Raw genomic sequence first — 25,333 nt, 5'->3', positions numbered from 1 at the left:
AAGCTCTTTAAGATAAGTGCTTTGAAAACCGTACTTTAAGAAAAGAGCTTTGAAAGGAGTTGATGCCATGAGCATTCTGGTACTTGCGGATCTACACGAAGGCCAACTGGCCGGCGCCACCGCCCACGTCGTGGCGGCCGCCCAAGCCATCGGTGGCGATATTGACGTGCTGGTGGCCGGTGAAGGGGTTCAGGCCGCCGCGGAAGCTGCCGCCAAACTCGACGGCGTAAGCAAAGTACGCGTCGCGGATAACGCCGTTTACGCCCACCAGCTGGCCGAGCCAATGGGCGCGCTGCTGGTCGAACTGGCCGATGGCTACACCCACGTACTGGCCAGCGCCTCCACCACCGGCAAAAACGTACTGCCGCGTTTAGCGGCGCTAAAAGATGTTAGCCAGCTGTCGGACGTTATCGCCGTGGACAGTGCCGATACCTTCAAGCGTCCTATCTACGCCGGTAACGCCATTGCGACGGTGAAAAGCGACGATGTGCTCAAGGTCATCACCGTGCGTTCCACCGGCTTTGATGCGGTCGGCACCAGCGGCAGCGCGACGATTGAAACCGTCGACGTAGTGGTGGACAACAGCCAGTCCAGCTTTGTGAAGGAGGAACTGGCGCAGTCGGATCGTCCTGAACTGGGCGGTGCCAAGGTGGTGATTTCCGGTGGCCGTGGTATGGGCAACGGCGAGAACTTCAAACTGCTCGACGGCATCGCCGACAAGCTGGGCGCTGCCATTGGTGCTTCCCGGGCCGCCGTCGACGCAGGCTTTGTGCCCAACGATATGCAGGTTGGCCAGACCGGCAAGATCGTTGCCCCGGATCTGTATATCGCCGTGGGCATTTCCGGTGCCATCCAGCACCTGGCGGGCATGAAAGACTCCAAAGTGATCGTCGCGATCAACAAAGACGACGAAGCACCGATTTTCCAGGTGGCGGATTACGGCCTGGTGGGGGATCTATTTGAGATCCTGCCGGAACTTGAGAGCAAGCTGTAAGCAATACCGTGATTCAATAGCGGTGGGCCGACTTCGCCAGAAGTCGGCTTTTTTTTTGGCGGGTGTATTAGGTAAACTGGCAATAGTTGACTAAAGTACTGGGGCAAAAGGTAAGAAAAACCACCCCGGTGGTTGAAAAAGCTGCGGGCTGACCGCACATAGATAAGTGAAAGCAACGAAAGCCACTCAAGGAGATGATGATATGGCACATACACTACCCGAATTGCCGTACGCATATGACGCTCTCGAACCAAACATCGATGCGATGACGATGGAAATTCACCATTCTCGTCACCATCAAACCTACATCAACAACCTGAACGCCACGCTGGAAGGCACAGGTCTTGAAGATATACCTGTCGAAGAGCTGGTCGCTAATCTGGATCGCGTTCCAGAAGCCAAGCGTCAAGCCGTTATCAATAACGGTGGCGGTCATGCCAACCACTCCATGTTTTGGCAAATGATGTCGCCTAACGGCGGTGGTAATCCCCAGGGTGATGTCGCAAAAGCGATTGACGCTGAGCTGGGTGGCCTGGAAGCCTTTAAAGAAGAATTCAAAAAAGCCGCCCTTGGCCGTTTCGGCAGTGGTTGGGCTTGGCTCTCCATTACTCCTGAAAAGAAATTGGTGGTAGAGAATACCCTGAACCAAGACAGCCCGTTGATGCACGGCAACACGCCGCTGCTCGGGCTGGATGTTTGGGAGCATGCCTACTACCTGAAGTATCAAAACAAGCGTCCTGACTACATTGCTGCGTTCTTTAACGTAGTTAACTGGGAAGACGTTGAGCGTCGTTATCAAGCTGCGATTAGCTAATATTGCTATGAGCCGCTAACTGCGCCGGTTCACGGCGCTGTTAAAAACCGTCCACTTTTTAGTGGGCGGTTTTTTATTGCCTGGGACAGTGTTTTAGGGGCAGGGTTGGGCATTAGCTGTCAATATCCTGTGGATGAAAAATACCACATATGCTTGAATTGATTTTTCATTGGTCTATATATAGTATGCGTCGTATCTTTTAGAGAGGGCAGGCACTAGATGTGCCCTACCCGAAAAATGCCGCTATGAAAAGGAAAATAGCCATGGAAATCCAAATTTATAGCAAGCCCGCTTGTGTTCAATGCACCGCGACTTACCGCGCGCTCGACAAGCAGGGGCTTGATTACACTGTTATCGATATTACCGCCGAATCCGGTGCCCAAGAAGAAGTCGAAGCTCTCGGCTATCGCCAGCTTCCTGTCGTAGTCGTCGGCGAGGATCACTGGTCGGGTTTCCGCCCAGACCGCATTCAAGCGCTGGCTTAAGTCATCCCAATGCTGGCAAGTTGCTCACCTTCACCTATCGCCGGCAGTTTGGTTTACTTCTCTACAAAATCAGGCAATACCCATCGATTTGTAGAAAAACTTGGTTTTGCCGCAAAGCGACTGCCGTTGAATCGAGATGAGCCTGTTCCACGAGTCACCCAGCCGTATATTTTAATTACCCCCACTTATGGTGGGGGAAGCGAGCAGGGTGCGGTGCCCAAGCAGGTGATCCATTTTCTTAACGACACACATAATCGAAGCCTCCTGCGGGGGGTGATTGCAGCGGGAAATACAAATTTTGGCGAAGCGTATGGCCTTGCTGGCCGCATTATTGCGAAAAAATGCCAAGTGCCGCTGCTGTATCGATTCGAATTATTTGGCACCGACGATGACGTGGCCAATGTCCGTCAAGGAGTAGAAGAGTTTTGGAAACGACAAACCTAGCCCTGAAAGACTCAGCGCCGAAAGACTCAGTCTCGAACGACGTATCCACTAAAAACGGTGAGGCCAAGCGGCCAGCGGCGAAGACAGAAGCTCGCACGCTGGACTATCACGCTCTTAACGCCATGCTCAACCTGTACGGTGCCAATGGCGAGCTGCAGCTGGATAAAGATCGTGAAGCGGCACGCCAGTACTTTTTGCAGCACGTTAACCAGAACACGGTGTTTTTCCACTCGTTAGAGGAGAAACTCGATTACCTGGTCGAAGAGCAGTATTACGAAGCCGAGATGCTGGCCCAGTACAGCTTCGCCTTTATCAAGGCGCTGTTCGAGCAGGCCTATGCATATAAGTTTCGCTTCCCTAGCTTTTTGGGCGCCTTTAAGTACTACACCAGCTACACGCTGAAGACGTTCGACGGCAAGCGCTATCTAGAGCGTTACGAAGACCGCGTCTGCATGGTCGCGCTAACCCTGGCGCGGGGCGACGAAACGCTGGCGAAGTCGCTGGTGGATGAAATCATTAGCGGCCGCTTTCAGCCGGCGACCCCCACCTTTTTGAACTGTGGCAAGCAGCAGCGCGGCGAGCTGGTGTCATGCTTCCTACTGCGTATCGAAGACAATATGGAGTCGATTGGCCGTTCGATTAACTCGGCCCTCCAGCTCTCCAAACGCGGCGGCGGCGTGGCGTTTCTGCTCAGTAATATTCGTGAGTCGGGTGCGCCCATCAAGCGTATTGAAAACCAGTCATCGGGCATCATCCCGATTATGAAACTGCTGGAAGACGCCTTCTCCTATGCTAACCAGCTGGGGGCTCGTCAGGGGGCAGGGGCGGTGTATCTTAACGCTCACCACCCGGATATCCTGCGCTTTTTGGATACCAAGCGGGAAAATGCCGACGAGAAAATTCGTATCAAAACGCTCTCCCTGGGCGTGACGATTCCGGATATTACCTTTGAACTTGCCAAGCGCAACGACGACATGTACCTGTTCTCGCCCTACGATGTAGAGCGTGTTTACGGCGTGCCCTTTGGCGACATCAGCGTTACCGAGAAGTACCAAGAGATGGTTGCGGATGCGCGCATTCGTAAGCATAAGATCAATGCACGGGCCTTCTTCCAAACTCTAGCCGAGCTGCAGTTCGAGTCGGGCTACCCGTACATCATGTTCGAAGACACGGTTAATCGCGCCAACCCGATTGCTGGCCGTATCAACATGAGCAACCTTTGCTCGGAAATTCTTCAGGTCAATACGCCTACCGAGTATGACGATGACCTGGGTTATCGCCAAATCGGTCAGGACATCTCCTGTAACCTGGGCTCCATGAACATTGCCAAGGTGATGGACGCAGGCGATATCGGTACCAGTGTGGAAATCGCCATTCGTGGCCTCACCGCCGTATCAGAGATGAGTAACCTGCGCAGCGTGCCCTCTATTGCCGAAGGTAATGCCAAGTCGCGGGCGATTGGCTTGGGCCAGATGAATCTACACGGCTATCTGGCACGGGAGCACATCTACTACGGCTCTGACGAAGGTTTGGATTTTACCAATCTCTACTTCTACTGCGTTGCCTTCCATGCGATTCGTGCGTCGAACCGTTTGGCGATTGAGCACAAAGAGTCGTTTGCGGGCTTTGCAGACTCTACCTACGCCTCGGGTACTTTCTTCGATAAGTACACCGACCAGGCGTGGTTGCCGCGGACTGATAAAGTACGTGGGCTGTTTGAGCGCAGCGGTATCGCGCTGCCGACCCAGGACGATTGGCAGGAGCTGAAAGCCTCGGTCATGGCCCACGGTTTGTATAACCGTAACCTGCAGGCAGTACCGCCCACGGGGTCGATCTCCTACATCAATAACTCCACCTCCAGTATTCACCCGGTGGCTGCGAGAATCGAGATTCGTAAAGAGGGCAAATTGGGGCGTGTTTACTACCCGGCACCTTTCCTGGATGAAGCTAATTTTGACTACTTCCAGGACGCCTACGAAATCGGCCCGGAAAAGATCATCGATACCTACGCGGAAGCCTCGCAGCACGTCGACCAGGGCTTATCGCTAACGCTGTTCTTCCCGGACACCGCAAGCACGCGCGATATCAATAAGGCGCAGATTTACGCCTGGCGCAAAGGCATCAAAACGCTTTACTACATTCGCCTGCGCCAGAGCGCGTTAGAAGGTACTGAGGTAGAAGGCTGCGTTTCCTGCACGCTGTAATGGTACTGATTTCTGCCGATACGCCTTGTATCTATTATTGAGATTCATTTTTAAACAAGCTTTTTATAACCAATTTTTATAAATAAGCTTTGCTAGCCCGGCTGTCACAGCCGGGCTTCGAGAGAGTGATATGAATACCATGCAACGTTTATCGCGGGTTGATGCGATTAACTGGAACCGGCTTCAAGACGATAAAGACCTGGAAGTGTGGAACCGCTTGACCAGTAATTTTTGGCTGCCGGAAAAAGTCCCGCTGTCTAACGATATTCAGTCGTGGAATACGCTGACCGAGAAAGAAAAGCAACTGACGATCCGCGTTTTCACGGGCCTGACACTGCTGGACACCATCCAAAGCAGCGTGGGTGCGCCGGTATTAATGGAAGATGCTCGCACTCCCCATGAAGAGGCGGTTTACACCAACATCGCCTTTATGGAATCAGTGCATGCGCGCTCCTACAGCTCGATTTTCTCGACGCTCTGCACCACTCGCGATGTGGACGATGCCTTTCGCTGGAGTGAAGAGAATCCCACGCTGCAGGCGAAATCTGAGCTGATTTTAGAGCGCTACCGCTCGGATGATCCGCTGATGCGCAAAGTCGCCAGCGTGTTCCTTGAGTCATTTCTGTTCTACTCCGGCTTCTACCTGCCGATGTACTGGTCAAGCCATGCCAAGTTGACCAACACCGCCGACCTTATTCGTTTGATCATTCGCGACGAAGCGGTACACGGCTACTACATCGGCTATAAATTCCAGCAGGCAATGGCGGAAGCGACGCCAGCGCGTCAGCAGGAAGTCAAAGATTACGCCTACGAGCTGCTGCTGGAGCTCTACGACAACGAAGTGCGCTACACCGAGTCACTGTATGACGAGGTAGGTCTAAGCGAAGATGTGAAAAAATTCCTTCACTACAACGCCAATAAAGCGCTGATGAATCTTGGCTTTGAGCCCCTATTCCCCAGCAGCGTCACCGATGTAGATCCAACCATCATGGCGGCGCTGTCACCCAACGCCGACGAGAACCACGATTTCTTCTCCGGCTCCGGCTCCTCCTACGTGATCGGCAAAGCCGTCGCCACCGAAGACGACGACTGGGCGTTTTAATGGCCGTATGAGTGGGTAGTAGATAAGCTGGTGGTATAGATAAAGGCGCATAAAGGAGGAGGTATGCCAGACAACCCCGCTAACGTATTGAAAATTGCCGCAGCAATGGTGAGCGATCCAGATGGTCGTTTGCTACTCGTGCGTAAGCACAATACGTCCTTCTTTATGCAGCCCGGCGGCAAGATCGATGCGGGTGAAACCGAGCTAGAGGCACTGTGCCGTGAGCTGAAAGAGGAGTTAGGCTTGAACGTGAATAGCGATCAGCTTTCGCCGTTAGGCATACACTCCGCTCCCGCTGCCAATGAGCCGGGCATGATGCTCGAAGCGCACCTGTTTAGCCTTGTTATCGATGAGCCTGTCGAGGCGGCGGCTGAAATTGCCGAAGCAAGATGGGTAACCCGTGAAGAGGCTTGGCAGCTTCCGCTGGCTCCGCTGACAAAAGAGTACGCAGTGGTAAACTATTAAGCTTGAATATTGTGATAAAGGGCGCCGATGGGCGCCTTTTTTATGCGTGTTAGGTAAGCGAAATCAGCTGATTGTTAATGATAAATATTGTCATTTATTCTATTAGTGGTAGGCTATGACCCGTAAAAGATAAACGCAAATCGTTCTAATACCTAATTAGTTTCTAGTTGGGCGGTGCTCGCCGCCCGCTACTCAGTGACGGAGAGTCGACGTGCTGAACAGGCCTTTCTTTGCCTTGCGTGGATGGTGGCTAGCGGGAGTGCTGGCCAGTGGCACGCTGATGGCAAGTGAACAAGCAGTGGCTCAAGCGGCCGAAAGTGTCGAAGCCCAGCAAACCCAGGCAGCGCTTCAGGAGCAGATTGATGCTGCCGATGAACAGACCCGGGAGCAGTTGGAGGAGTTGCGCCGTTTGGAACGCGAAACCCGCCAGTTGAAGGCTGATAACGCCTCTCTGTCCGGGCGCTTGGCGGAAGAGGCCGAGCGTCAGCAGCGTTTGGCGACGGCGCTGGATACGCTGGAAGAGACCCGCGCAGCGCTGCCCGTGATCGAACAGAATATGGCCGAGCAACTGAGCGGCTGGATTGAGCGTGACCTGCCGTTTCTACGTGAAGAGCGGTTGGCGCGGGTTGAGCGTCAGCCAGACGAGCAAGGTCAAAACACTATCGAGCGTATTAATGGACTGTTAGAGGCCTGGCGCGTTGAGCTCGATTATGGTCAGGAGATGGACAACTGGCGGGGGCGTTTAAGTCAGGATGGTCGCGAACGCGAAGTGGATTTCTTGCGCATCGGGCGTATCGGCTTTTATTACCTAACCCCCGATGGCCGCGAGGGGGGTGTTTGGAGTGCTGAGAACGGCGCATGGCAGCCGCTGGATGACGAGTACCTGCGTGAAGTGCGAAGTGGGCTGCGTATGGCGGAAGATCAGCGCGCCCCTGATCTATTAACCTTGCCGCTCTCGATCAGTGCCAATGACCTGCAGGGAGAGCAACCATGAGTCGACTAACACTCCGTCAACTTGGCTATGTCTGTGTTGTATTGGGACTGGTAGCGGTAAGTGGTGTATCAATGGCGCAAACCGAAAGCGCTACTTCTCTGCGTGAAGCCCGTGAGGCTGCTGAGACGCGAGACCAGCAGCGGCTAATGAGCTTTCTGGATGACCAGCAGGCGCTAGAGTCCGCGCTGGAGCAGGCGCGCGCGGAGCACGAAGATGTCCAGCAGCAGCATGAAGCACTACAGGCGCAGCAGGCAGAGCAAACAGATCAAGCTAGCGAGCTGAGCGAGCGCCAGGCAGAGCAGGGCGAAGCGCTCTCGGGTCTGCTGGCCAATCTTGCCCGACATAGCTCAGAGATTCGCAACACGCTTGGCGAACAGAGTCTGCTAACCCTTGAGGAGGGCTCGCTGCCGCCGCGGTTGGATGAAGTGGAAGTGCTTGAGCGCCATCAGTTGGAAAACGTGGTGGATCGCTTGGCAACGCTAACCGCGCGCACCGGCCGTGCCGAACGGCTTTCAATGCCAGTAGCCGATGCTAACGGCGAGGTGGCCGCCCGCGAGTTGGTGCGGTTGGGCGATTTTGCGGCCTTTACCGAGAACGAGCTTTTAGAGCGCGGTGAAAATGACGGCAACCTAGTGGTTCTGCCGCGTACCCCCGATGCCATTGGCGGGGTACTGGCGGATTACTACCAAGGCGAGAGCAGCGTCTTTGCCATTGATCCTACCCAGGGCAGCGTGCTGGAGGCCTTGGCCCAGCAACCCAGTCTATGGGAGCGTTTCCAGCAGGGCGGCTATGTCGGCTACGTTGTCGTGGCGCTGGGTATTCTGGGTATGATCATCGGTCTGGGGCAGTATCTCTATCTAGTGCTGGTTAGCCTGCGCGTAAAGCGTCAGCGGCAATCCCTCGATCAGTTGCGGGACAATAACCCGTTGGGGCGGGTGCTACTGCGCTTTGAAGGCATGGATAAACATCAAACTCCGGAGGCGCTGGAAGCGCGGTTGGATGAAGCGGTGTTGGCCGAGTTGCCCAGGTTGGAACGCAGCCAGCCGATGGTGAAGCTGCTTGCCGCGATAGCACCGTTGCTCGGCTTGCTGGGCACGGTAACCGGCATGATCGTGACTTTCCAGGCGATTACCGTGTTTGGCACCGGCGACCCGCAACTTATGGCGGGCGGCATCAGTCAGGCACTAGTGACCACCGTACTAGGTCTAATTACCGCCGTACCGCTGTTGTTTGTACAGACCGCTTTGGCAGGCCGCAGCCGTTACTTGACCCACGTGATTGAAGGGCAGGCGAGCGCGACACTGGCAGATCATCTGGAATCTCACACGCCCGTGGTGAATTAACATGTCCACTCTTCCTCTCTGGCTCGAACCCGTTGAGCGCTTAGTAGAGGCGGGTGGCGCGGTACTGGTGGTTTTGGCCGTCGTGGCCGTACTGGTGTTTGCCATGGCTATGGAGCGCTGGTGGTACTACCGGATTACTTGGCGTATAGCACGGCGTCAATTGTTACGCCGCTGGGCGGCACGTAGTGACCACTCCAGTTGGAGTGCCCGGACACTGCGTCAGGTGTGGGCCGAGGCGCTGGTCGCCAGGCTGCGCAAACCCTTGCCATGGTTAAAACTGTTAGTCGCGCTATGTCCGTTACTAGGCTTGTTAGGCACCGTGACGGGCATGATTAGCGTGTTCGATAGCCTTTCGCTGAGCGAGACCCATCAAGCCCGCGCTATGGCAGATGGGGTTGCCCGGGCGACACTGCCGACCTTGACCGGCATGGCCATTGCCGTAGTAGGGCTGCTATTTATTAGTCGTTTAGAGCACGTCATCCGTCGCGAAGACCAGCGGCTGCATGATCGCCTGGCGCGGGCACTGGAGGAGAGTGATGCGTAGACGTCGTTCCATAGATGCGACTGCTGAGAGCAATGAGGTGAATCTTACCCCCATGCTCGACGTGGTATTTATCATGCTGATTTTCTTTATTGTGACTACCAGCTTTGTCAAAGAGAGCGGTGTCGAGATTGAGCGGCCGGAATCCAGCGCCGCCACCCCGCGCCCGGATGCCCAGGTGCTCGTGGCGATTTCCCCCGAGGGTGCAGTCTGGGTAGATGGCAGTCCCGTGGATGCCCATCGGGTCGGCCAGCAGGTAGCCGATATGCTAAGTGATGATGGCTCGGTGGTTATTCAGGCGGATCGCGAATCCACCACGGGCTTGCTGATCGAGGTGATGGATCGCCTACGTGAGGCGGGCGTTGACCAAGTGGCGGTGGCGGCGAGTCGGAGTGGGTCATGATGCGCCACCTGCTGTCATTATTGGGAGGCGTCGTGCTGGCGGTGGGCTTGTTCTGGCTACTTGCCCAGCTAGTGGCTCCCCCTGAGCGGGAGCCCGAAGAGCTGACCATGAGCATGGCGATGACCATGATTGAAGCGCCGGAGGTGGCCCCTGAGCAGGAGGCGCCCACGCCTCAGCCTGTTGAAGCGGCACCCCAGCAAACGCCGCCGCCCATGCCTGCACCCGAGCCGCCCCCGGTAACGGAAAGCACTATTAGTCTGCCTGAAGTGGAGCTGCCAGATGAGCCCGTCGAGCCGGTTGAAATGGACAGCGAACTCCCGGAGCTAACGGAAGTTAAACCGGAACCCCGGCCCGAACCTACTCCTGAGCCGAGACCAGAGCCGACCCCGCAACAGCAACCTGTCGAGGCAGCTCCTAGAGCAGCCCCTGCGTCAGTGGATTCTGCACCCGCCGTGCGCGAAGCTGCCCCGGAAGCTCAACCAGCGCCCTCTAATGAGCCGGTGAATGTGGGCCAAGTGACACCGACGAACCAAGTTGGTCCAAATTACCCACCCCGTGCCCAGCGCCGAGGTATGGAAGGCTTTGTAGAGGTGGCTTTTACGATTCGGCGTGATGGCAGTGTCGACAGCTCTTCTATACGGGTTACCAGCGCGCAGCCGCGTCGGGTGTTTGATGATGCCGCGCGGGAGGCGATTGCCAAGTGGCAATTTGAACCCAGTGATCGGTTACGCAATGCCACCCAGCGGATCGAGTTTGAGTTGAGGTAGCCGTATGAAGCGTCTTTTATGCATTCTATTACTCAGCGTTTGGCCTCTCTCATCACAGGCCAGCCCTGCGCTACAAGGTGATGTGATTGCTGACCTCAATGCGCTGCAAAGCCAGTTAAAAGAGGGCGCGTTGCCTCAGGTCGTTGAGCGGGCAACGGCCCAGGCTGAGCGGTTGGCATCCGGCAACCAATCGGATCAGTGGGCCAGTGCGCTCTATCAGCAGTTGGCGGCAGGTGCCTTGGCGCGTCAGGATCAGCACGCTGCGGCAGCGGATCGGCTGGCGATTGCCCGTGGCTTAAACGGTGTGGATAGTGTCCAAGCAGCCCGTTGGCTACGTGAGGAGGCCTCACTGCGCCGTGCTGCCGGTCAGCGTGATCAGGCCATTGAGTTACTCAGTGAGTGGCTAGCCAATCAGCAGGATATTGATACTACCTGGCAGTTAATCCGCCTGCTGGCGCAACAGGAGCGTTGGCAAGACGCCGCCGACTGGCTAGAGCAGGCGCTTAATGAGACGCCAGAGTTAAGCGGAGCACAGCAGACTCTGGCGCTTGCTGTGTATCGCAATGCAGGGCAAGGCGATAAGGCATTGGGCTGGCTGCTGGATGGCTTGAATGCGCAAAGCGACGCCGCCGATTGGCGCCAAGCCGCCGGGCTTGCTCAACAGGCTGGTCAGTCAGGGGTAGCCGCTGCCCTGTGGGAGACGGCGTGGCAATTAGGTAAGTTGACCGAGCAGGAAGATTTCTGGATGTTGATTCAACTTCATCTCGCCGGCGGAACCCCTGCTAGAGCGGCAGAGCACCTAGAGCGGGCGCTGAATGAGGGCGATATAGTTCGCGATGAGTCCCATCTGCGTTTGCTTGCCAACGCTTGGCGGCAGGCTAAAGACGTTGAGAAGGCCCTGAATGCCTGGCACACCTTAGCGCTGCATACGCAAGCTGCCGCCGACTGGCGAGCCTATGGTCAACTCGCTTACGCCTGGGGTGAGGATGGGCAAGCGAAACAAGCTTTTGCCCGCGCCTCGTCGCTAGGTGACGATGAGGCGGAGCAATGGCTGGCCAGCTTTAACTAGAAAAGACTGCGTAGAAAACTACGCCTTAAGCGTGAGAGCGAAGTCGCTCCAGGTAGGCGCGTGATCAGAGGGGCGTTCCATACCACGCAGGTCATAGTCGATGCCAGCGGCAGTAACCTGATCGGCTAGCGCCTTGGTGACTAGAATATAGTCGATACGCAGGCCGCGCTTGGGCTCCTGGTTAAACCCTTTTGAGCGGTAATCAAACCAGCTAAAGCGGTCATCGCTTTGTGGATAGCAGAGGCGATAGCTGTCGGTAAGTCCCCAGGCTTTAATGCCTTCGAGCCATTCGCGCTCAATGGGTTGAAAGCTGGTTTTGCCTTCGCGCAGCCAGCGCTTGCGGTTAGCGTCGCCAATGCCAATGTCCTGATCTTCCGGCGAGATATTAAAGTCGCCCATGATCGCCAGCCGCTCGTCGGGACGGTGCTGTTCGTTGAGCAATCGCGCTAGTTGGCCATAAAAGCGCTCTTTATGGGGGAATTTGGTCGGGTGAGTAACGTTTTCGCCCTGAGGAAAATAGCCGTTCCATACCGTCACGGCTTCTCCGTCCTCTGCGATCAGGCGAACGCCGATCATGCGTCGCTGAGCGTCTTCCTCATCATCGGGGAAACCGTAAAAAATCTCTTTGGGCGCCTGACGGCACATTAAAGCGACGCCGTAATGGCCTTTTTGGCCGTGATAAAAAACGTGGTAGCCCATGGCTTCCACGTCGGCAAGCGGGAACTCGCTGTCCTGTACCTTGGTTTCCTGCAGCCCAATTACGTCCGGCTGCTGAGTGTCGATCAACGCCTGTAACTGGTGAAGTCGTGCTCGAATGCCATTAATGTTGAACGAGACCAAGCGCATTACGAGTCGTCCCCCTTAGGTTTGCTAGCGTCGCTGCTCGATTTGTCAGGGTGTATAGCAATATCCTGCCCGCTCTGCTGGCGAGCGAGTTTTCTCACCGCCTGCAGTTTGCGCTGCTGCTGCTTTTTCGCTACAAAACGGCGCGAAGGGGCCACTTGGTCGGGATTGTCGTGGCGCCATTTTTTATAATCTTTCCGCCGGCCGGTACGAATTGTCACCTTATCGGCCAGTGAACGAGTTTTTTTCTTACGCGTCATGTCGCGCTCCTTACGTCGATTTGACGGCTATTCTAACAGGCCTGGGGACTCCTTCGACAGCAGGACGCGCTCTTATCGCCAAGCCCTGGTACAATGCGCACTTCGTGATGCCAACTTCCACAGCAATGGACAGATAGACAGCCTATGAGCGAGTCGGAACAGACCACAGCCCCGGCCCAGAATCGCAAGCCAAAACGTCGCCGCCGTAAACCGCGTCGTCGCCAGTCGAACTGGGATCTTCGTCAGTTTCAGGTGCCCGCCGTGGCCGGTAAGTGGCGCTTTCATGACTTTGATCTGCCGCTGCCCTTAATGCGCGCTATTCATGCTCAAGGGTTTGAGTACTGCACACCTATTCAAGCGGAGGCCCTGCGCCAGACGCTATTAGGTGGCGACATTGTCGGCAAAGCGCAAACGGGAACCGGAAAAACCGCAGCCTTTTTGATCTCTGTGATGGCCTACTTCCTGGAAGAGCCAACACCCAATGGTCAAAAGCCGGGGGCTCCGCGAGCCTTGATTATTGCGCCCACCCGCGAGCTGGCACTGCAGATTGAAAAGGATGCTAAAGCGTTAGCGCGTTTCACGCAGCTCAATGTGGCGAGTGTGGTCGGCGGTATGGACTACCAAAAACAGCGTGACAGCCTGGGCAGCAAGATCGATATTCTGGTGGCAACACCTGGTCGTCTGTTGGATTTCCATCAGAAGCGCGATATCGACCTCAATGAAGTCGAAGTTTTGGTGTTAGATGAAGCCGACCGCATGTTGTCGATGGGCTTTATCCCCGATGTGAAGCGGATTATTCGCTACACGCCGAAAAAAGAGGAGCGCCAGACCTTCCTCTTCTCGGCCACCTTTACCGACGACATCTTGAATCTCGCCAGTCAATGGACGCTTGATCCTGCCCACGTTGAGATCGAAGTCACCGTTGAGAATCAGGCGGACATCGATCAGCGTGTGTATTTGGTGTCTGATGACGACAAGCAGCGCTTGCTGGTTAATTTGCTTCAGCAAGAGAGCTTCGAGCGTGTGATGGTCTTTGGTAACCGTCGCGATTTAGTTCGCAAGCTTGACGACCTGCTCAAAAAAGCCGGTGTCAGTGCGGCGATGCTGTCGGGCGATGTGCCTCAGAATCAGCGTATCAAAACCCTGGAAAGCTTCCGCGAAGGCGAGATTCAGGTATTGGTCGCCACTGACGTTGCAGGCCGTGGGATCCATATTGAAGACGTTAGTCACGTCATCAACTACACCCTGCCGGAAGATCCGGAAGACTACGTACACCGTATCGGTCGTACTGGTCGAGCTGGCGCTAAGGGTGTGTCGATTAGCTTCGTCGGTGAAGAGGATGCCTTCTCGCTGCCGGAAATCGAACGCTATATCAACGACAAGCTGCCCTGCGTGCATCCGCCGGAAGGTATGCTCTAAGCCGCATGCTCGATACAGCCCTCAAAAGTGAGATTCAAGACGCTTACCGTCGCGTGGTGGACACCCTTGAGCTGACCCCACGCTACGGTCAGCGCATGATGATCGCCGAAATCGCCCGGACGCTGGGTAATATAGAGAGCGACGACGAGGGTAAGCGCACCAGCGATACCCATGTCTGTGTGCTTGAAGCGGGTACTGGTACCGGCAAAACACTGGCCTATCTGATCGCCGCCTTGCCGATCGCGAAAGCGCGGGGCAAGCGGCTGATTATTTCCACGGCCACGGTTGCTCTTCAGGAGCAGGTGCTGAATCAGGATCTACCCTCGCTGGCCAGTCATAGCGGCATTGCGTTTCGCTACGCATTAGCCAAAGGGCGTGGCCGCTATGTGTGCGTGGCACGTCTGGATCAGGCGCTCGAAGGTACTGAACCCAACCCAACGCTATCGCTGTTTGAGCAGTCGCTGCAAACACAAAGTAGCGACTTCACCGTGATTGCCAGTGATATGGCGCAAGCTTACGGTCAGGGCGAATGGGAAGGGGATCGTGATAATTGGCCAGAAGCGATTGAGGATGCCCACTGGCGGCGGCTGACGGTGGATCATCGCCAGTGCACGGGTAGGCGCTGTGGGCACTTCGGTGCCTGCGCGTTTTTTCGTTCCCGCCGAGAGCTTGAGAATGCTGACGTTATCGTCGCCAACCACGACCTTGTGCTGGCTGACTTGGCCTTGGGCGGCGGCGCTATTCTGCCCGACCCAGCGGACTGCATCTTTGTCTTCGACGAAGGCCACCACCTGCCCGAGAAGGCGCTTTCCCACTTTGCCCACCGCTTTGCGGTGCACGGCTGCTTGCGTTGGCTAAAAACGCTGAGAAGCAGTTTGACCGACCTTCACCAAGCGTTGGCTATTCAGCCAACGGTGTCGCGGCTTTTAGTTAGCTTGCCAGAGCTGATTCATAACCTGGAGCCCGCACTGGGCGACGTGTTTAGTATGGGGCATCAGTTGGCGGAGCGGCCAAACGGTTTGGCTGACGAAGAGGCCACCCATCAATCGCGTTTTGAGAAGGGCCAAGTGCCCGATGCCCTGCGGGAACAGGCGCAGCAGCTATTGGTGATGTTTGCTTCACTGTCGCGCTGCCTCGAGAGTATCAGCGATATTCTGCGTGAAAGCCTTGATCCCGATAAACAGACCGGCCTCGATCGTGAGCAGGCAGAAACCTGGCTGCCGCTCGTTGCGTTGCTTCATGGGCGGGCGTTAGAGGCGCATGCCTTGTGGCAGGCATTCAGTGAGCAGGATGTTGCTAATGAGGCGCCCAGCGCTCGCTGGATTACCCTAAGCCGTGTAGCGGGGGAGCCGGAAGTTGAGTTTTCGGCTAGCCCCGTTTCAGCCGCACATACCCTGGCCAAGCATTTATGGGGGCGTTGCCATGGGGCGGTGGTCACCTCGGCAACGTTGACTGCGCTGGGGCGCTTTGAACGCCTGCAAGAGCGTGCAGGCTTGGCGAATCGCTACCGCTATCAGGCGCTACCGAGCCCCTTTGATTACGCCAATGCCGTGCTGCGCGTGCCTAAAGAGGCCACTGACCCTGGCGATAGGGAGGCCCATGAACGGGCGATTGTGACGTTTGTCTCGCAGTTGGCCGACCAAGAGGCGGCGCTGGTGCTGTTCTCTTCCCGCGCCCAGCTGCGTGCGGTGGATAAAGCGTTGCCCGCGAGTGTGAAGGAGCGCGTGCTCGCTCAGGATGCGCTGCCTAAGCGAGAGCTTATCGAGCGCCATCGGGCAGCGGTGGATAGGGGCGAGGGCAGTATCATCTTTGGCTTGGCGAGCTTTGCTGAGGGTATCGATCTTCCCGGCGACTATTTGACGCACGTGGTGATTACGCGGTTACCCTTTGCGGTACCCGACGACCCAGTGGGTGCTACGTTAGCGGAGTGGATAGAAAGCCAGGGCGGTAATGCGTTTATGCGCATTAGCGTGCCCGATGCGTCTATTAAGCTGGTGCAAGCCTGTGGGCGCTTGATTCGCAAAGAGAGCGATCGTGGGACGATCACCTTGCTGGATAAGCGGGTGATTACCCGCCGCTACGGACAAGCACTGCTGGATGCACTGCCGCCATTTCGGCGTGAGATTAGTCGCTAGAACGTCATGAAAAACCCCGCCGTAGCGGGGTTGTTGACTTACTTGACGATGCGCTTGGCCAGTGCGGCGGCAAGTTTATCGTTCATGCGGCTGAAGGTCTCCACCGTGGTATCCCAGTCGATGCAGGCATCGGTAATGGAGACACCATACTGCAGTTGGCTAAGGTCCTGGGTAAGTTTTTGATTACCCCAGCCAATGTTGGATTCAACCATCAGGCCGATAATGGAAGTGTTGCCTTCCAAAATCTGGTTGGTGACGTTCTCCAGCACCAATGGCTGTAGCGCAGCGTCTTTGTTGGAGTTGGCGTGGGAGCAGTCGATCATTATGTTGGGTGAGAGCTTGGCTTTTTCGAGCTCTTTCTCCGCCAGGGCAACGCTTACACTGTCGTAGTTGGGCTTGCCGTTGCCACCGCGTAGAACGACGTGGCCGTAGGCGTTGCCGCGGGTGCGAATAATGGCTACCTGGCCCGCTTGGTTAATGCCCAGGAAATTGTGCGGGCTGGCCACGGACTGAAGCGCGTTAATCGCCACGTCCAGGCTGCCGTCGGTACCGTTTTTAAAGCCGACCGGGCAGGAAAGGCCGGAAGCCATTTCCCGGTGGGTCTGGGACTCGGTGGTACGGGCGCCAATCGCTGACCAGCTGATGCAGTCCTGCAGGTATTGGGGAGAAATGGGATCCAGTGCTTCTGTGGCTAGCGGTAAGCCCATTTCGGCCAGATCGACCAGCAATTTACGGGCGATATGCAGACCCTCATCGATCTCAAAGGAGTCGTTGAGGTGCGGGTCGTTGATCAGGCCTTTCCAGCCGACCGTTGTGCGCGGTTTTTCAAAATAGACACGCATCACGATATACAGGCTATCGCTGACCTGGTCAGCCAGCTCACGAAGGCGGCGGGCATAGTCGAGGGCGGCTTCCACATCGTGGATTGAGCATGGGCCGACCACTACCAACAGTCGCGGGTCATTGCCATCCAGGATGTTCTGAATGGTTTGGCGACCTTCGATCACGGTGCGCTCTGCCGCCTCCGTTAACGGCACGGCATTCTTGAGCGCTTCTGGCGTGGTGAGAACGTCTTGAGCGAGGACGTTAAGGTTATTAACCTGCTGTTCTGGCATCTTGCTACCTGTGCTTTGCGTAATGACTGAAAAAGTAAGGGGGCGATAAAAGTGGCACATACTATCGCTCGCCGGGCAGGTAAAAATCAATTGCTGCGGAACTATAGCGGCATTAAAAGTGTCAGCCGCACGGTTTTTGCGAAAGGCGGTAAGCGCTTGATGCGTTGCGCGGAACGCGCAACACTGGGAGCCCTGTCGTTAAAATTTAGTACCGTTATAATAATGCAGCAATTTACTCGGGCGACGTATTCGCTCTTTTATTCACTCTATTATTAATCAATGCCCAAGGGACGCTATGCTGCTTGCTGTGAACGCCCATTTGTCAGGGCTAATAGGAATTGGGCTCGGCGCATGCCGTACGAGCTGGAGGAGCGTGTGAATGGGCACTCGGGAAACAGACCAACAGCTTGTTGAACGTGCCCAAAAAGGTGATACGCGCGCTTTCGATCTGCTGGTGAAGAAGTACCAGCACAAAATTATCGGCCTGATTGGTCGTTATGTTCATGATCACTCTGAAGTTCAGGATGTAGCCCAGGAGGCATTTATTAAGGCGTATCGCGCCTTGGGTAAATTTCGCTCAGAAAGTGCGTTTTACACCTGGATGTATCGCATCGCGATTAACACGGCGAAAAACTATCTGGTCTCGCGGGGAAGGCGCCCGCCGGGAAGTGATATGGATATTGTCGACGCTGAAATCATTGATCAAAGCGGTCGACTGGCAGATTCCGAGTCGCCGGAAGCGGCGATTGCCAGAGACCAGCTCGAAGCCGCGGTTTATCAGGCAATCGAAAATTTGCCGGATGATCTGCGCACGGCGATCACCCTGCGTGAACTGGATGGTCTTGCTTATGAAGATATTGCTCAGGTCATGCAGTGCCCTGTGGGAACCGTGCGTTCACGAATTTTCCGCGCCCGCGAGGCGGTTGATGAACATATCCGCCCATTAGTATCGACCGCGCGGAACAGTCGCGAAGGGTAGTGGTCGTAGTGGGGGAGGCGATATGAGCGTTATAGGATGTCAGCCTTAAAAATAAAGGTTTTATTTTTTGTGAACTGTCTGGCATGTAAGGCGTCATAAAGCCTGACTATCTTGATGAGCACGCTGGTGTGTCAATCGCTGATATATCAATGTGCAAAGTGTCATGAGCTTAGCGTCGCAGGCTAATGAGTTTTGCTCATTTAATTAGCCTGAACTGAGTCTTGGCCTTGGAAGTCGTCGGAGTGGTGGTGCGTATAACGCAAGCCATCACCCCAGTACTTCTTTTAAACAGTGTGAGGGTGTGAAGTATGAGTCAAAACACACGGGAATCACTTTCGGTGTTAATGGATGGCGAGAGTGATGAGCTTGAGCTTCGCCGAGTGTTGAAGGCACTGCCTAATGATGACGATGCCGCAGATACATGGCGCCGATATCACCTTGCCCGCAGCATGATGCAGCGGGAGCAGGGCGTTGATGTAAGCGTTGATCTCTCCGCTGGCATTATGGCCAGACTGCGCGAAGAGCCTGCTCCAATGACACAAGGTGCCGAGCCTGTAGCTCACCGTACGGGTGGTATTTCGTTCGCCCGCGGCGCTGGCGTTGCTGCTGCAGTGTCACTGATGGTGATCACCGGCGTTCAGTTCTTTGGCAACGACTCACCCGTTGGCCAGGGCAGTGGTGACATGGCAACGACCGCACCTGGCGCTAATCAGGTACAGCCCGTCAATTTGGCCTCTCAGTCGGCAGTAGCCTCACGTGCTGATATGCCCATGTTTGAGCCTACGCCGTTTCGGCTTAGCGGTCAGTCGGGTCAGGGCGGTCTGATGAATATTAGTGAAACTGGGTTTTCAGCGCAGACGCCTCAGGGAGTGACTGCTTCCCAGGGAACCAATATTGATGTAGATCAGATTGGCTTGCTGCAATCTTATTTAGAGCAGCATACTCAGAGCGCTGCTTACGGCAGTGGTGATAGTTGGATGCCATTAATGCGTTCATCTGCAGTGACTGAACCATTAGGTCAGCGCTAAGCTGAATGACGTTCTTTTTGACGAAGCCTGTTAAGTGAGTAGGGAGTGCGCGGGATGGGAGTGCGCGACATGATCGTGCCCTGGCGATTAAAGCGTGCCTGGGTACTGGCAGCAGTAGTTGGTACGCTCTCTTTTCAAGTGCATGCAGAAAACGCCAATAGCTCGTCCGACGTTAGCCAACCGGTTCGTCATGCTGGCTACGAGTGCGCGGCGGAATCCGAAGGGCAGCCCAGTAATGCCACGCAGTGGCTTGAGCGTGGTTTGTGGGCTAGCCACTGTTATGCCTTCCAAGCCAGGGCGGTGGCGATTGATGCTATTGATGTTCGCACGCTGGCGCTGTCGCATCGCATCCAGAATGGCATTCGGCAGCAGGTGGTTCAGTACCTAGACGGTCCTTCCGTGAGTATTGAGCGGCGCTCGCCGGTGGGTCGACTGGCTTGGACTGAAGAGCATAGTAATGGGGAGATGCCTACTCCTGCAGGGTGGGCGGCTCATCTTGAGAAATATTACGCTATTGAGCTTGAGGATGATGCTCGGGTAGCCGGTCGCGATGCCGTTAAACTTATTTTCGAGCCTCGGGATCAATGGCGTTTTTCCCATCAGTGGTGGTTAGATCGAGATACCGGCCTACTCCTTAAGCATGTACTCAGTGATCAGCAAGGTAGGATCATTGAAACCTTCCAAATTACCCAGCTCCAATCGCCCCAAAAATATACCGGCCGCGTACGAGTGGGCTCGCCCACCGTTATCCTCAACACGCCTTGGCATACCACTTGGTTACCCGACGGCTTTGTTGCGCAACCGGTTACTTTTGCCGGCGACGATGTGCATCAGCGTGTTTACAGTGATGGTTTGGCCACCGTGAGTATCTTTGTGGAGCCTCTTGCATCTGAAGCAACCATTGCCTTGCAGGAAGGTGTGCAGCAGTTGGGTGTCTCGGCCGTCGCCATTGAGCACACCATCACCGCTGAAGGGCGCTGGCAGTTGGTGGCCATTGGTGAGCTGCCCGTAGCAACGCTGCAGCGTATTGTTCGCTCAATCACTTTCGACCTGCTAGAAAACCAATCTCAAGAAAGCGTCGATGAGGTGAGTAGATAAAATGACGACCTCCGCGCCCTGTGGCTCTTTACTTGGCACTTCTCTGCTTCGTACTGGCACGGTTGTCGATTACACCTCTCAGGGAGTAATCGTAGAAATTGCCGCCCAGCAGAACTGCGAGCAGTGTGCTCAAGGGAGAGGGTGCGGGGTCGGATTGCTGGCGCGCCAGCGCAGCCAACGCATTGCCGTAGCGGTTCCCTCCAAAACAGATAACGCCGAGCGCAACTATCCGTTAGGAAGCCAAGTCATTATCAGCCTGCCGCGTGCCTCTGTCACGTTGCTGGCTTTTTGTGTTTATGGGTTGCCGCTACTGCTTGCGCTGTTGCTATCCGGACTGGTCGCGCTCGTTAGTACTACGATTTGGCTGGCGCCCCTGGGCTTTTTTATTGCTTTGATGGCCGGTGCGCTAAGTATTAAATGTCTAATGCGCGGGCGTGGGGAACGCTTTCGCCCACGCTTGGTCAATTAGTTTGTTAATGAGTTCTCCGGTGTCTCGCCGTGAGTTGTTTATATACCTTCGCTTACTATCACATTAAGTAGGAGCTCTTGCATGAAGCGCTTGATTCTCCCTTCCACGCTTTGGGTTTGTGTGGTGGCATTGCTGACGTTTGGCCAAGCCGCCAGCGCTCAGAATTTGCCTGATTTCACCGCATTAGTTGAAGACGCTGCCCCAGGGGTGGTGAACATCTCAACCAGTCGAACGGTTCAGCGCAGCAGCGCGCCCGATTTTGGCGGGTTCGGTGGTCAGGAAATCCCCGAGATTTTCCGCCATTTCTTTGGGGATAGCTTTCCAGCGCCCCCCAGTAATGGTCAGGGACGTACAGAAGAGCGACAGTCTCTAGGCTCGGGGTTCGTCATCAGTGAAGATGGTTATGTAATGACCAACGCGCACGTGGTGCAAGATGCCGATGAGATCCTTGTGCGGCTCAATGATCGCCGCGAATTGAGAGCAGAAGTGGTTGGTAGCGACCCACAAACCGACGTGGCAGTACTCAAAATTGATGCCAATGATCTGCCTACGCTCAATCTAGGTGACTCTGACGAGCTAAAAGTAGGTGAGTGGGTTGCCGCGATTGGCTCTCCTTTCGGTTTCGACCACTCGGTCACTGCGGGTATCGTCAGTGCGATTAATCGCACCTTGCCGCGGGATGCATATGTGCCCTTTATTCAAACCGATGTGGCAATCAATCCCGGCAACTCCGGTGGCCCGCTGTTCAACTTAGACGGCGAAGTTGTGGGAATCAACTCGCAAATATTTACCCGTAGCGGCGGCTTTATGGGCGTCTCGTTTGCCATTCCCATTAACGTTGCCATGGATGTGGCCGAGCAACTGCGTGAAGGCGGTCGGGTAGACCGTGGTTGGTTGGGCGTCATGATTCAGCCTGTGTCTGATGATCTGGCCGAGTCGTTCGGTATGGAGAATGCGATTGGCGCCTTGATTGCCGATCTTGATCCAGAAGGCCCAGCGGCCCAGGGTGGACTCCAGGCGGGCGATGTCATTCTTAAGGTCAATGGTGAAGAGGTTGAGCGCTCAAGCTCGCTGCCGCGACTGATCGGTAAAGGCGCACCAGGCACCGAGGTGGAACTCACCTTGATGCGTGACGGTGAAGAACTGACCGAGTCTGTCGAGTTAGGTAGTTGGCCAGACACTGAGCAGCAGTCGGCACAGGCAGGCAGCAATAACCAAGCGCGTCTTGGCGTAATGGTCGCTGAAATTGATGACACCATGCGCGAGCAACTGAATGTTCCCGGCGGTGTGATCGTTCGTCAGGTTGAGTCTGGCAGCGTGGCTGCTGAGGCCGGCATTCGCCCAGGCGATGTGTTAGTGAGTATTGATCACCGCAGCGTTTCCTCCTCAGCTGAGCTGGTAGAGATTGTCGAGGCGTTGCCGACTGATCGCGCTATTCCAGTCCGTCTGTTCCGCGACGGACGTTCCCTGTTTGTAGCGCTGCGTCTGGAATAACCCGCCTATTTTCACTCCTGGTCCGGCGGTTCTCGCCGGACCGCTGTTCCTAGCCTGCGCATATCGCTACAATAGCGGATATCTTTTTGTCGGAAATGGCCCTTATTTTTAAACGGCAGCTGTTTTCGAGCTTTGAACTCTCGAAGCGGCCTGTTTATGCGGCCGCTTGCGTACCACTAAGGCAGAACAGACTCGATGTCCCAAGACGTTCCCAACGGAAAGCTTAAGCACATACGCAATTTCTCTATTATCGCCCACATCGACCACGGTAAATCGACGCTCTCTGATCGTTTGATTCAGACCTGCGAAGGATTAACCGAGCGTGAGCTAAAAGAGCAAGTGCTCGACTCCATGGATATCGAGCGCGAGAGAGGCATCACGATTAAGGCGCAGTCGGTCACGCTGGATTACACCGCCGCCGATGGCCAGGTTTACCAGTTGAACTTTATCGATACGCCTGGGCATGTTGACTTCTCTTATGAAGTGTCGCGTTCGCTCTACGCCTGTGAAGGGGCGTTGCTGGTTGTCGATGCCGCACAAGGGGTAGAGGCGCAATCGGTGGCCAACTGTTATACCGCTATCGAACAGGGACTAGAAGTTCTGCCGGTACTCAACAAAATCGATTTGCCTCAGGCGGATTGCGACAAGGTTTCCCAGGAGATTGAAGAGATTATCGGCCTGGATGCCACCGACGCCTGCCAGGTCTCGGCCAAAAGTGGCTTGGGCATTGATGCCTTGCTAGAGCGCTTGGTGCGCGATATTCCGCCGCCCAAGGGCGACCCGGAAGCGCCGCTGCAAGCGCTCATTATCGACTCCTGGTTTGATAACTACCTTGGGGTAGTTTCGCTGGTTCGTCTGTTTGATGGCACGCTGCGCAAAGGCGATAAGATCCGTATTAAATCGACGGGCCGCGACTGGGGTACCACGGAAGTAGGGATCTTCACCCCCCAGCGCAAGCAGACCGGGATTCTGCGTGCCGGGGAAGTCGGCTTTATTGTCGCGGGTATCAAAGAAATCCACGGCGCACCGGTGGGCGATACCATTACCCACACCAAGACGCCAGATGTCGCGCGTCTGCCTGGCTTCCAAAAAGTAAAACCGCAGGTGTATGCCGGTATGTTCCCGGTCAGTGCGGATGATTATGAAGACTTTCGTGATGCGCTAGAGAAGCTGGCGCTTAACGATGCCTCACTTGCCTATGAACCGGAAAATTCTGATGCCCTTGGCTTTGGCTTCCGGGTGGGGTTTCTGGGCACGCTGCACATGGAAATCGTCCAGGAGCGTCTGGAGCGTGAGTATAATATCGATCTGCTCACTACCGCTCCCACGGTTGTCTATGAACTAGTGATGAAAAATGGCGACATCACCTACGTCTCCAACCCCTCAAAGCTTCCCGATATGGCTGACGTGGATGAAATGCGTGAGCCAGTGGTGCGCGCCAGCATTCTGGTTCCCCAGGAGTATGTGGGTAACGTGATCACCGAGTGTGAGCAGCGCCGAGGCACGCAACTGGATATGCAGTTTCTGGGTAACCAAATCCAGTTGGCCTATGAATTGCCCATGTCTGAGGTGGTCATGGACTTCTTTGACCGCCTGAAATCGATCTCCAAGGGGTACGCTTCGCTAGAGTACAACTTCGAGCGTTTTGAAATGGCCAAGTTGGTGCGTCTTGACGTACTTATTAATGGCGACAAAGTTGACGCGCTAGCGGTGATTATCCACCGTGATCACGCCCACCATCGTGGTCGTTTGTTAGTGGAAAAAATGAAAGAGCTGATTCCACGGCAGATGTTTGATGTGGCGATTCAGGCGGCTATTGGTGGTCAAGTGGTGGCACGTTCCACCGTGAAAGCGCTGCGCAAAAACGTGACGGCCAAGTGTTACGGCGGCGATGTCAGCCGTAAGAAGAAACTGCTCGAGAAACAGAAAGCGGGTAAGAAACGCATGAAACAGGTGGGGCGTGTGGAAATTCCCCAGGATGCCTTCCTTGCTGTGCTCAAGGTTAACGACTAGGAAAGAACACCACTCATGGATTTTTCATTACTGCTGGTACTTGCCGTTGCGCTTTCGGGCGTTATTTACCTGTTGGACGTGTGGCTATTAAAGCCCAAGCGCCGCCAACGCTTCGCCGCCGCAGAGGCCAATACCCAGGAAGGGCTGGATCCAGTTACCAGCGAAAAGCTACTTAAAGAGCCGTGGCCGGTTGACTACGCCCGTTCATTTTTCCCGGTGCTGCTGGTGGTGCTGGTGGTGCGTAGTTTTATCATTGAGCCTTTTCAGATCCCCTCTGGCTCAATGCGGCCTACGCTTGAAGTGGGCGACTTTATTCTGGTCAACAAATTTGCCTACGGCTTACGCTTACCGGTAGTCAACACCCGCTTTCTCGAAGTCGATGATCCTGAGCGTGGCGATGTGATGGTGTTTCGTTTCCCCGACGAGCCTTCGGTGAACTTCATCAAGCGGGTGGTCGGTATGCCAGGGGATCATATCCGCTATGAGGGAAAGCAGCTTTACGTTAACGGCGAACCGGTGGCCAAAGAGCTGATCGAGGATGGGCCCGATGGTTCGCCCCAGCAGCTATTGTTAGAAGAGCGCCTTGGCGACACCGAGCACTTTATTTATAACAACCCGCGAGACCCTGGCCCGCAAATGCGTGAAGTGGAGGTTCCTGAAGGGCACTATTTCATGATGGGGGACAACCGTGACCACTCCAACGACAGCCGCTATTGGGGCTTCGTGCCGGAAGAGAACATTGTGGGCCGCGCCTTTGCGGTGTGGATGCACTGGGATGGCGGGTTGCCAAGTTTTACCAGCGTGCGGCGCATTGAATGAAGACGCTGCGTGTGCTGAATTTAGTCAGTTATGTCA

The 25,333-nt window shown here is 55.4% G+C and carries 25 protein-coding genes; 22 read left to right on the top strand and 3 right to left on the bottom strand.

Annotation, left to right across the window (positions count from 1 at the left end; translation table 11 throughout):
- Positions 1-67: 67 nt before the first annotated feature.
- The 13 genes from E0L35_RS22940 (at position 68) to E0L35_RS22880 (ending at position 11,625) form a co-directional block, all read left to right on the top strand.
- Complete coding sequence (locus tag E0L35_RS22940; protein ID WP_089690688.1) at positions 68-994, top strand: FAD-binding protein; 927 nt, start codon at positions 68-70, stop codon at positions 992-994.
- A gap of 202 nt (positions 995-1,196) precedes the next feature.
- Positions 1,197-1,808, top strand: a complete 612-nt coding sequence (locus tag E0L35_RS22935; protein WP_138801518.1) for a superoxide dismutase — start codon at positions 1,197-1,199, stop codon at positions 1,806-1,808.
- Positions 1,809-2,071: 263 nt separating this feature from the next.
- Positions 2,072-2,293, top strand: coding sequence for a glutaredoxin-like protein NrdH (gene nrdH, locus E0L35_RS22930; protein WP_008956787.1), 222 nt, complete (start codon positions 2,072-2,074; stop codon positions 2,291-2,293).
- A 9-nt stretch (positions 2,294-2,302) separates the two neighbouring features.
- Entirely contained in the window at positions 2,303-2,737 is a 435-nt protein-coding gene (gene nrdI, locus E0L35_RS22925; RefSeq protein ID WP_009286427.1) for a class Ib ribonucleoside-diphosphate reductase assembly flavoprotein NrdI, read from the top strand.
- Between the two features lie 98 nt (positions 2,738-2,835).
- Positions 2,836-4,941 carry a class 1b ribonucleoside-diphosphate reductase subunit alpha gene (gene nrdE / locus E0L35_RS22920; RefSeq protein WP_206478118.1) on the top strand — a complete coding sequence of 702 codons (2,106 nt, stop codon included), beginning with the start codon at positions 2,836-2,838 and terminating at the stop codon, positions 4,939-4,941.
- A 130-nt stretch (positions 4,942-5,071) separates the two neighbouring features.
- Positions 5,072-6,043 carry a class 1b ribonucleoside-diphosphate reductase subunit beta gene (nrdF, locus tag E0L35_RS22915; RefSeq protein ID WP_009286429.1) on the top strand — a complete coding sequence of 324 codons (972 nt, stop codon included), beginning with the start codon at positions 5,072-5,074 and terminating at the stop codon, positions 6,041-6,043.
- A gap of 63 nt (positions 6,044-6,106) precedes the next feature.
- Positions 6,107-6,508 (top strand): NUDIX domain-containing protein, encoded by a 402-nt coding sequence (locus tag E0L35_RS22910; RefSeq protein WP_138801517.1) that lies wholly within the window; start codon positions 6,107-6,109, stop codon positions 6,506-6,508.
- A gap of 211 nt (positions 6,509-6,719) precedes the next feature.
- Complete coding sequence (locus tag E0L35_RS22905) at positions 6,720-7,502, top strand: DUF3450 domain-containing protein (protein ID WP_138801516.1); 783 nt, start codon at positions 6,720-6,722, stop codon at positions 7,500-7,502.
- On the top strand, positions 7,499-8,845 hold the full coding sequence (locus E0L35_RS22900) for a MotA/TolQ/ExbB proton channel family protein (RefSeq protein WP_138801515.1): 1,347 nt from the start codon (positions 7,499-7,501) through the stop codon (positions 8,843-8,845). Before E0L35_RS22905 ends, E0L35_RS22900 begins: the two co-directional genes overlap by 4 nt.
- 1 nt (position 8,846) lies before the next feature.
- Positions 8,847-9,389, top strand: a complete 543-nt coding sequence (locus E0L35_RS22895) for a MotA/TolQ/ExbB proton channel family protein (protein WP_022523853.1) — start codon at positions 8,847-8,849, stop codon at positions 9,387-9,389.
- Positions 9,382-9,789: a biopolymer transporter ExbD gene (locus tag E0L35_RS22890; protein ID WP_022523852.1), complete on the top strand. Its 408-nt coding sequence runs from the start codon at positions 9,382-9,384 to the stop codon at positions 9,787-9,789. The genes E0L35_RS22895 and E0L35_RS22890 overlap by 8 nt, the downstream gene beginning before the upstream one ends.
- Positions 9,786-10,556: an energy transducer TonB gene (locus tag E0L35_RS22885; RefSeq protein WP_138801514.1), complete on the top strand. Its 771-nt coding sequence runs from the start codon at positions 9,786-9,788 to the stop codon at positions 10,554-10,556. Before E0L35_RS22890 ends, E0L35_RS22885 begins: the two co-directional genes overlap by 4 nt.
- A gap of 4 nt (positions 10,557-10,560) precedes the next feature.
- Positions 10,561-11,625 carry a hypothetical protein gene (locus E0L35_RS22880; RefSeq protein ID WP_138801513.1) on the top strand — a complete coding sequence of 355 codons (1,065 nt, stop codon included), beginning with the start codon at positions 10,561-10,563 and terminating at the stop codon, positions 11,623-11,625.
- Between the two features lie 18 nt (positions 11,626-11,643).
- On the opposite strand, the gene xthA is transcribed toward E0L35_RS22880, so the two are convergent.
- Both xthA and E0L35_RS22870 read right to left on the bottom strand, forming a co-directional pair.
- On the bottom strand, positions 11,644-12,471 hold the full coding sequence (gene xthA, locus E0L35_RS22875; protein WP_027959127.1) for an exodeoxyribonuclease III: 828 nt from the start codon (positions 12,469-12,471) through the stop codon (positions 11,644-11,646).
- Positions 12,471-12,728: a hypothetical protein gene (locus tag E0L35_RS22870; protein WP_022523848.1), complete on the bottom strand. Its 258-nt coding sequence runs from the start codon at positions 12,726-12,728 to the stop codon at positions 12,471-12,473. The genes xthA and E0L35_RS22870 overlap by 1 nt, the downstream gene beginning before the upstream one ends.
- Before the next feature lie 144 nt (positions 12,729-12,872).
- Here E0L35_RS22870 and rhlB point away from each other — a divergent pair, with 144 nt between their 5' ends.
- On the top strand, positions 12,873-14,147 hold the full coding sequence (gene rhlB, locus E0L35_RS22865) for an ATP-dependent RNA helicase RhlB (protein ID WP_022523847.1): 1,275 nt from the start codon (positions 12,873-12,875) through the stop codon (positions 14,145-14,147).
- A 5-nt stretch (positions 14,148-14,152) separates the two neighbouring features.
- The gene (gene dinG, locus E0L35_RS22860; RefSeq protein WP_022523846.1) at positions 14,153-16,282 is read left to right on the top strand and encodes an ATP-dependent DNA helicase DinG; all 2,130 of its coding nucleotides are present in this window, start codon (positions 14,153-14,155) and stop codon (positions 16,280-16,282) included.
- Positions 16,283-16,320: 38 nt separating this feature from the next.
- Here dinG and E0L35_RS22855 read toward each other — a convergent pair whose 3' ends face one another.
- A complete protein-coding gene (locus E0L35_RS22855; protein ID WP_039858206.1) occupies positions 16,321-17,397 on the bottom strand; it encodes a 3-deoxy-7-phosphoheptulonate synthase in 1,077 nt (358 codons plus the stop codon).
- Between the two features lie 379 nt (positions 17,398-17,776).
- On the opposite strand from E0L35_RS22855, the gene rpoE reads away from it, so the two are divergent.
- From rpoE to lepB, 7 genes are all read left to right on the top strand, one after another.
- Positions 17,777-18,376, top strand: a complete 600-nt coding sequence (rpoE, locus tag E0L35_RS22850; RefSeq protein ID WP_009286436.1) for an RNA polymerase sigma factor RpoE — start codon at positions 17,777-17,779, stop codon at positions 18,374-18,376.
- 308 nt (positions 18,377-18,684) lie between these two features.
- The gene (locus E0L35_RS22845) at positions 18,685-19,404 is read left to right on the top strand and encodes a sigma-E factor negative regulatory protein (protein WP_022523844.1); all 720 of its coding nucleotides are present in this window, start codon (positions 18,685-18,687) and stop codon (positions 19,402-19,404) included.
- A 54-nt stretch (positions 19,405-19,458) separates the two neighbouring features.
- Entirely contained in the window at positions 19,459-20,502 is a 1,044-nt protein-coding gene (locus tag E0L35_RS22840; protein WP_138801512.1) for a MucB/RseB C-terminal domain-containing protein, read from the top strand.
- A 1-nt stretch (position 20,503) separates the two neighbouring features.
- Positions 20,504-20,971: a SoxR reducing system RseC family protein gene (locus tag E0L35_RS22835; protein WP_022523842.1), complete on the top strand. Its 468-nt coding sequence runs from the start codon at positions 20,504-20,506 to the stop codon at positions 20,969-20,971.
- Positions 20,972-21,052: 81 nt separating this feature from the next.
- Positions 21,053-22,465: a DegQ family serine endoprotease gene (locus E0L35_RS22830; RefSeq protein ID WP_138801511.1), complete on the top strand. Its 1,413-nt coding sequence runs from the start codon at positions 21,053-21,055 to the stop codon at positions 22,463-22,465.
- A gap of 195 nt (positions 22,466-22,660) precedes the next feature.
- Positions 22,661-24,478: a translation elongation factor 4 gene (gene lepA / locus E0L35_RS22825; RefSeq protein WP_138801510.1), complete on the top strand. Its 1,818-nt coding sequence runs from the start codon at positions 22,661-22,663 to the stop codon at positions 24,476-24,478.
- Positions 24,479-24,493: 15 nt separating this feature from the next.
- On the top strand, positions 24,494-25,297 hold the full coding sequence (gene lepB / locus E0L35_RS22820; protein ID WP_009286440.1) for a signal peptidase I: 804 nt from the start codon (positions 24,494-24,496) through the stop codon (positions 25,295-25,297).
- Positions 25,298-25,333 lie beyond the last annotated feature (36 nt).

Origin of the sequence: Halomonas sp. ATBC28 (assembly GCF_005937175.1) — a bacterium.
Taxonomy (GTDB): Bacteria; Pseudomonadota; Gammaproteobacteria; order Pseudomonadales; family Halomonadaceae; genus Vreelandella; species Vreelandella titanicae.
This window is presented reverse-complemented; position numbering and strand designations above follow the sequence as displayed.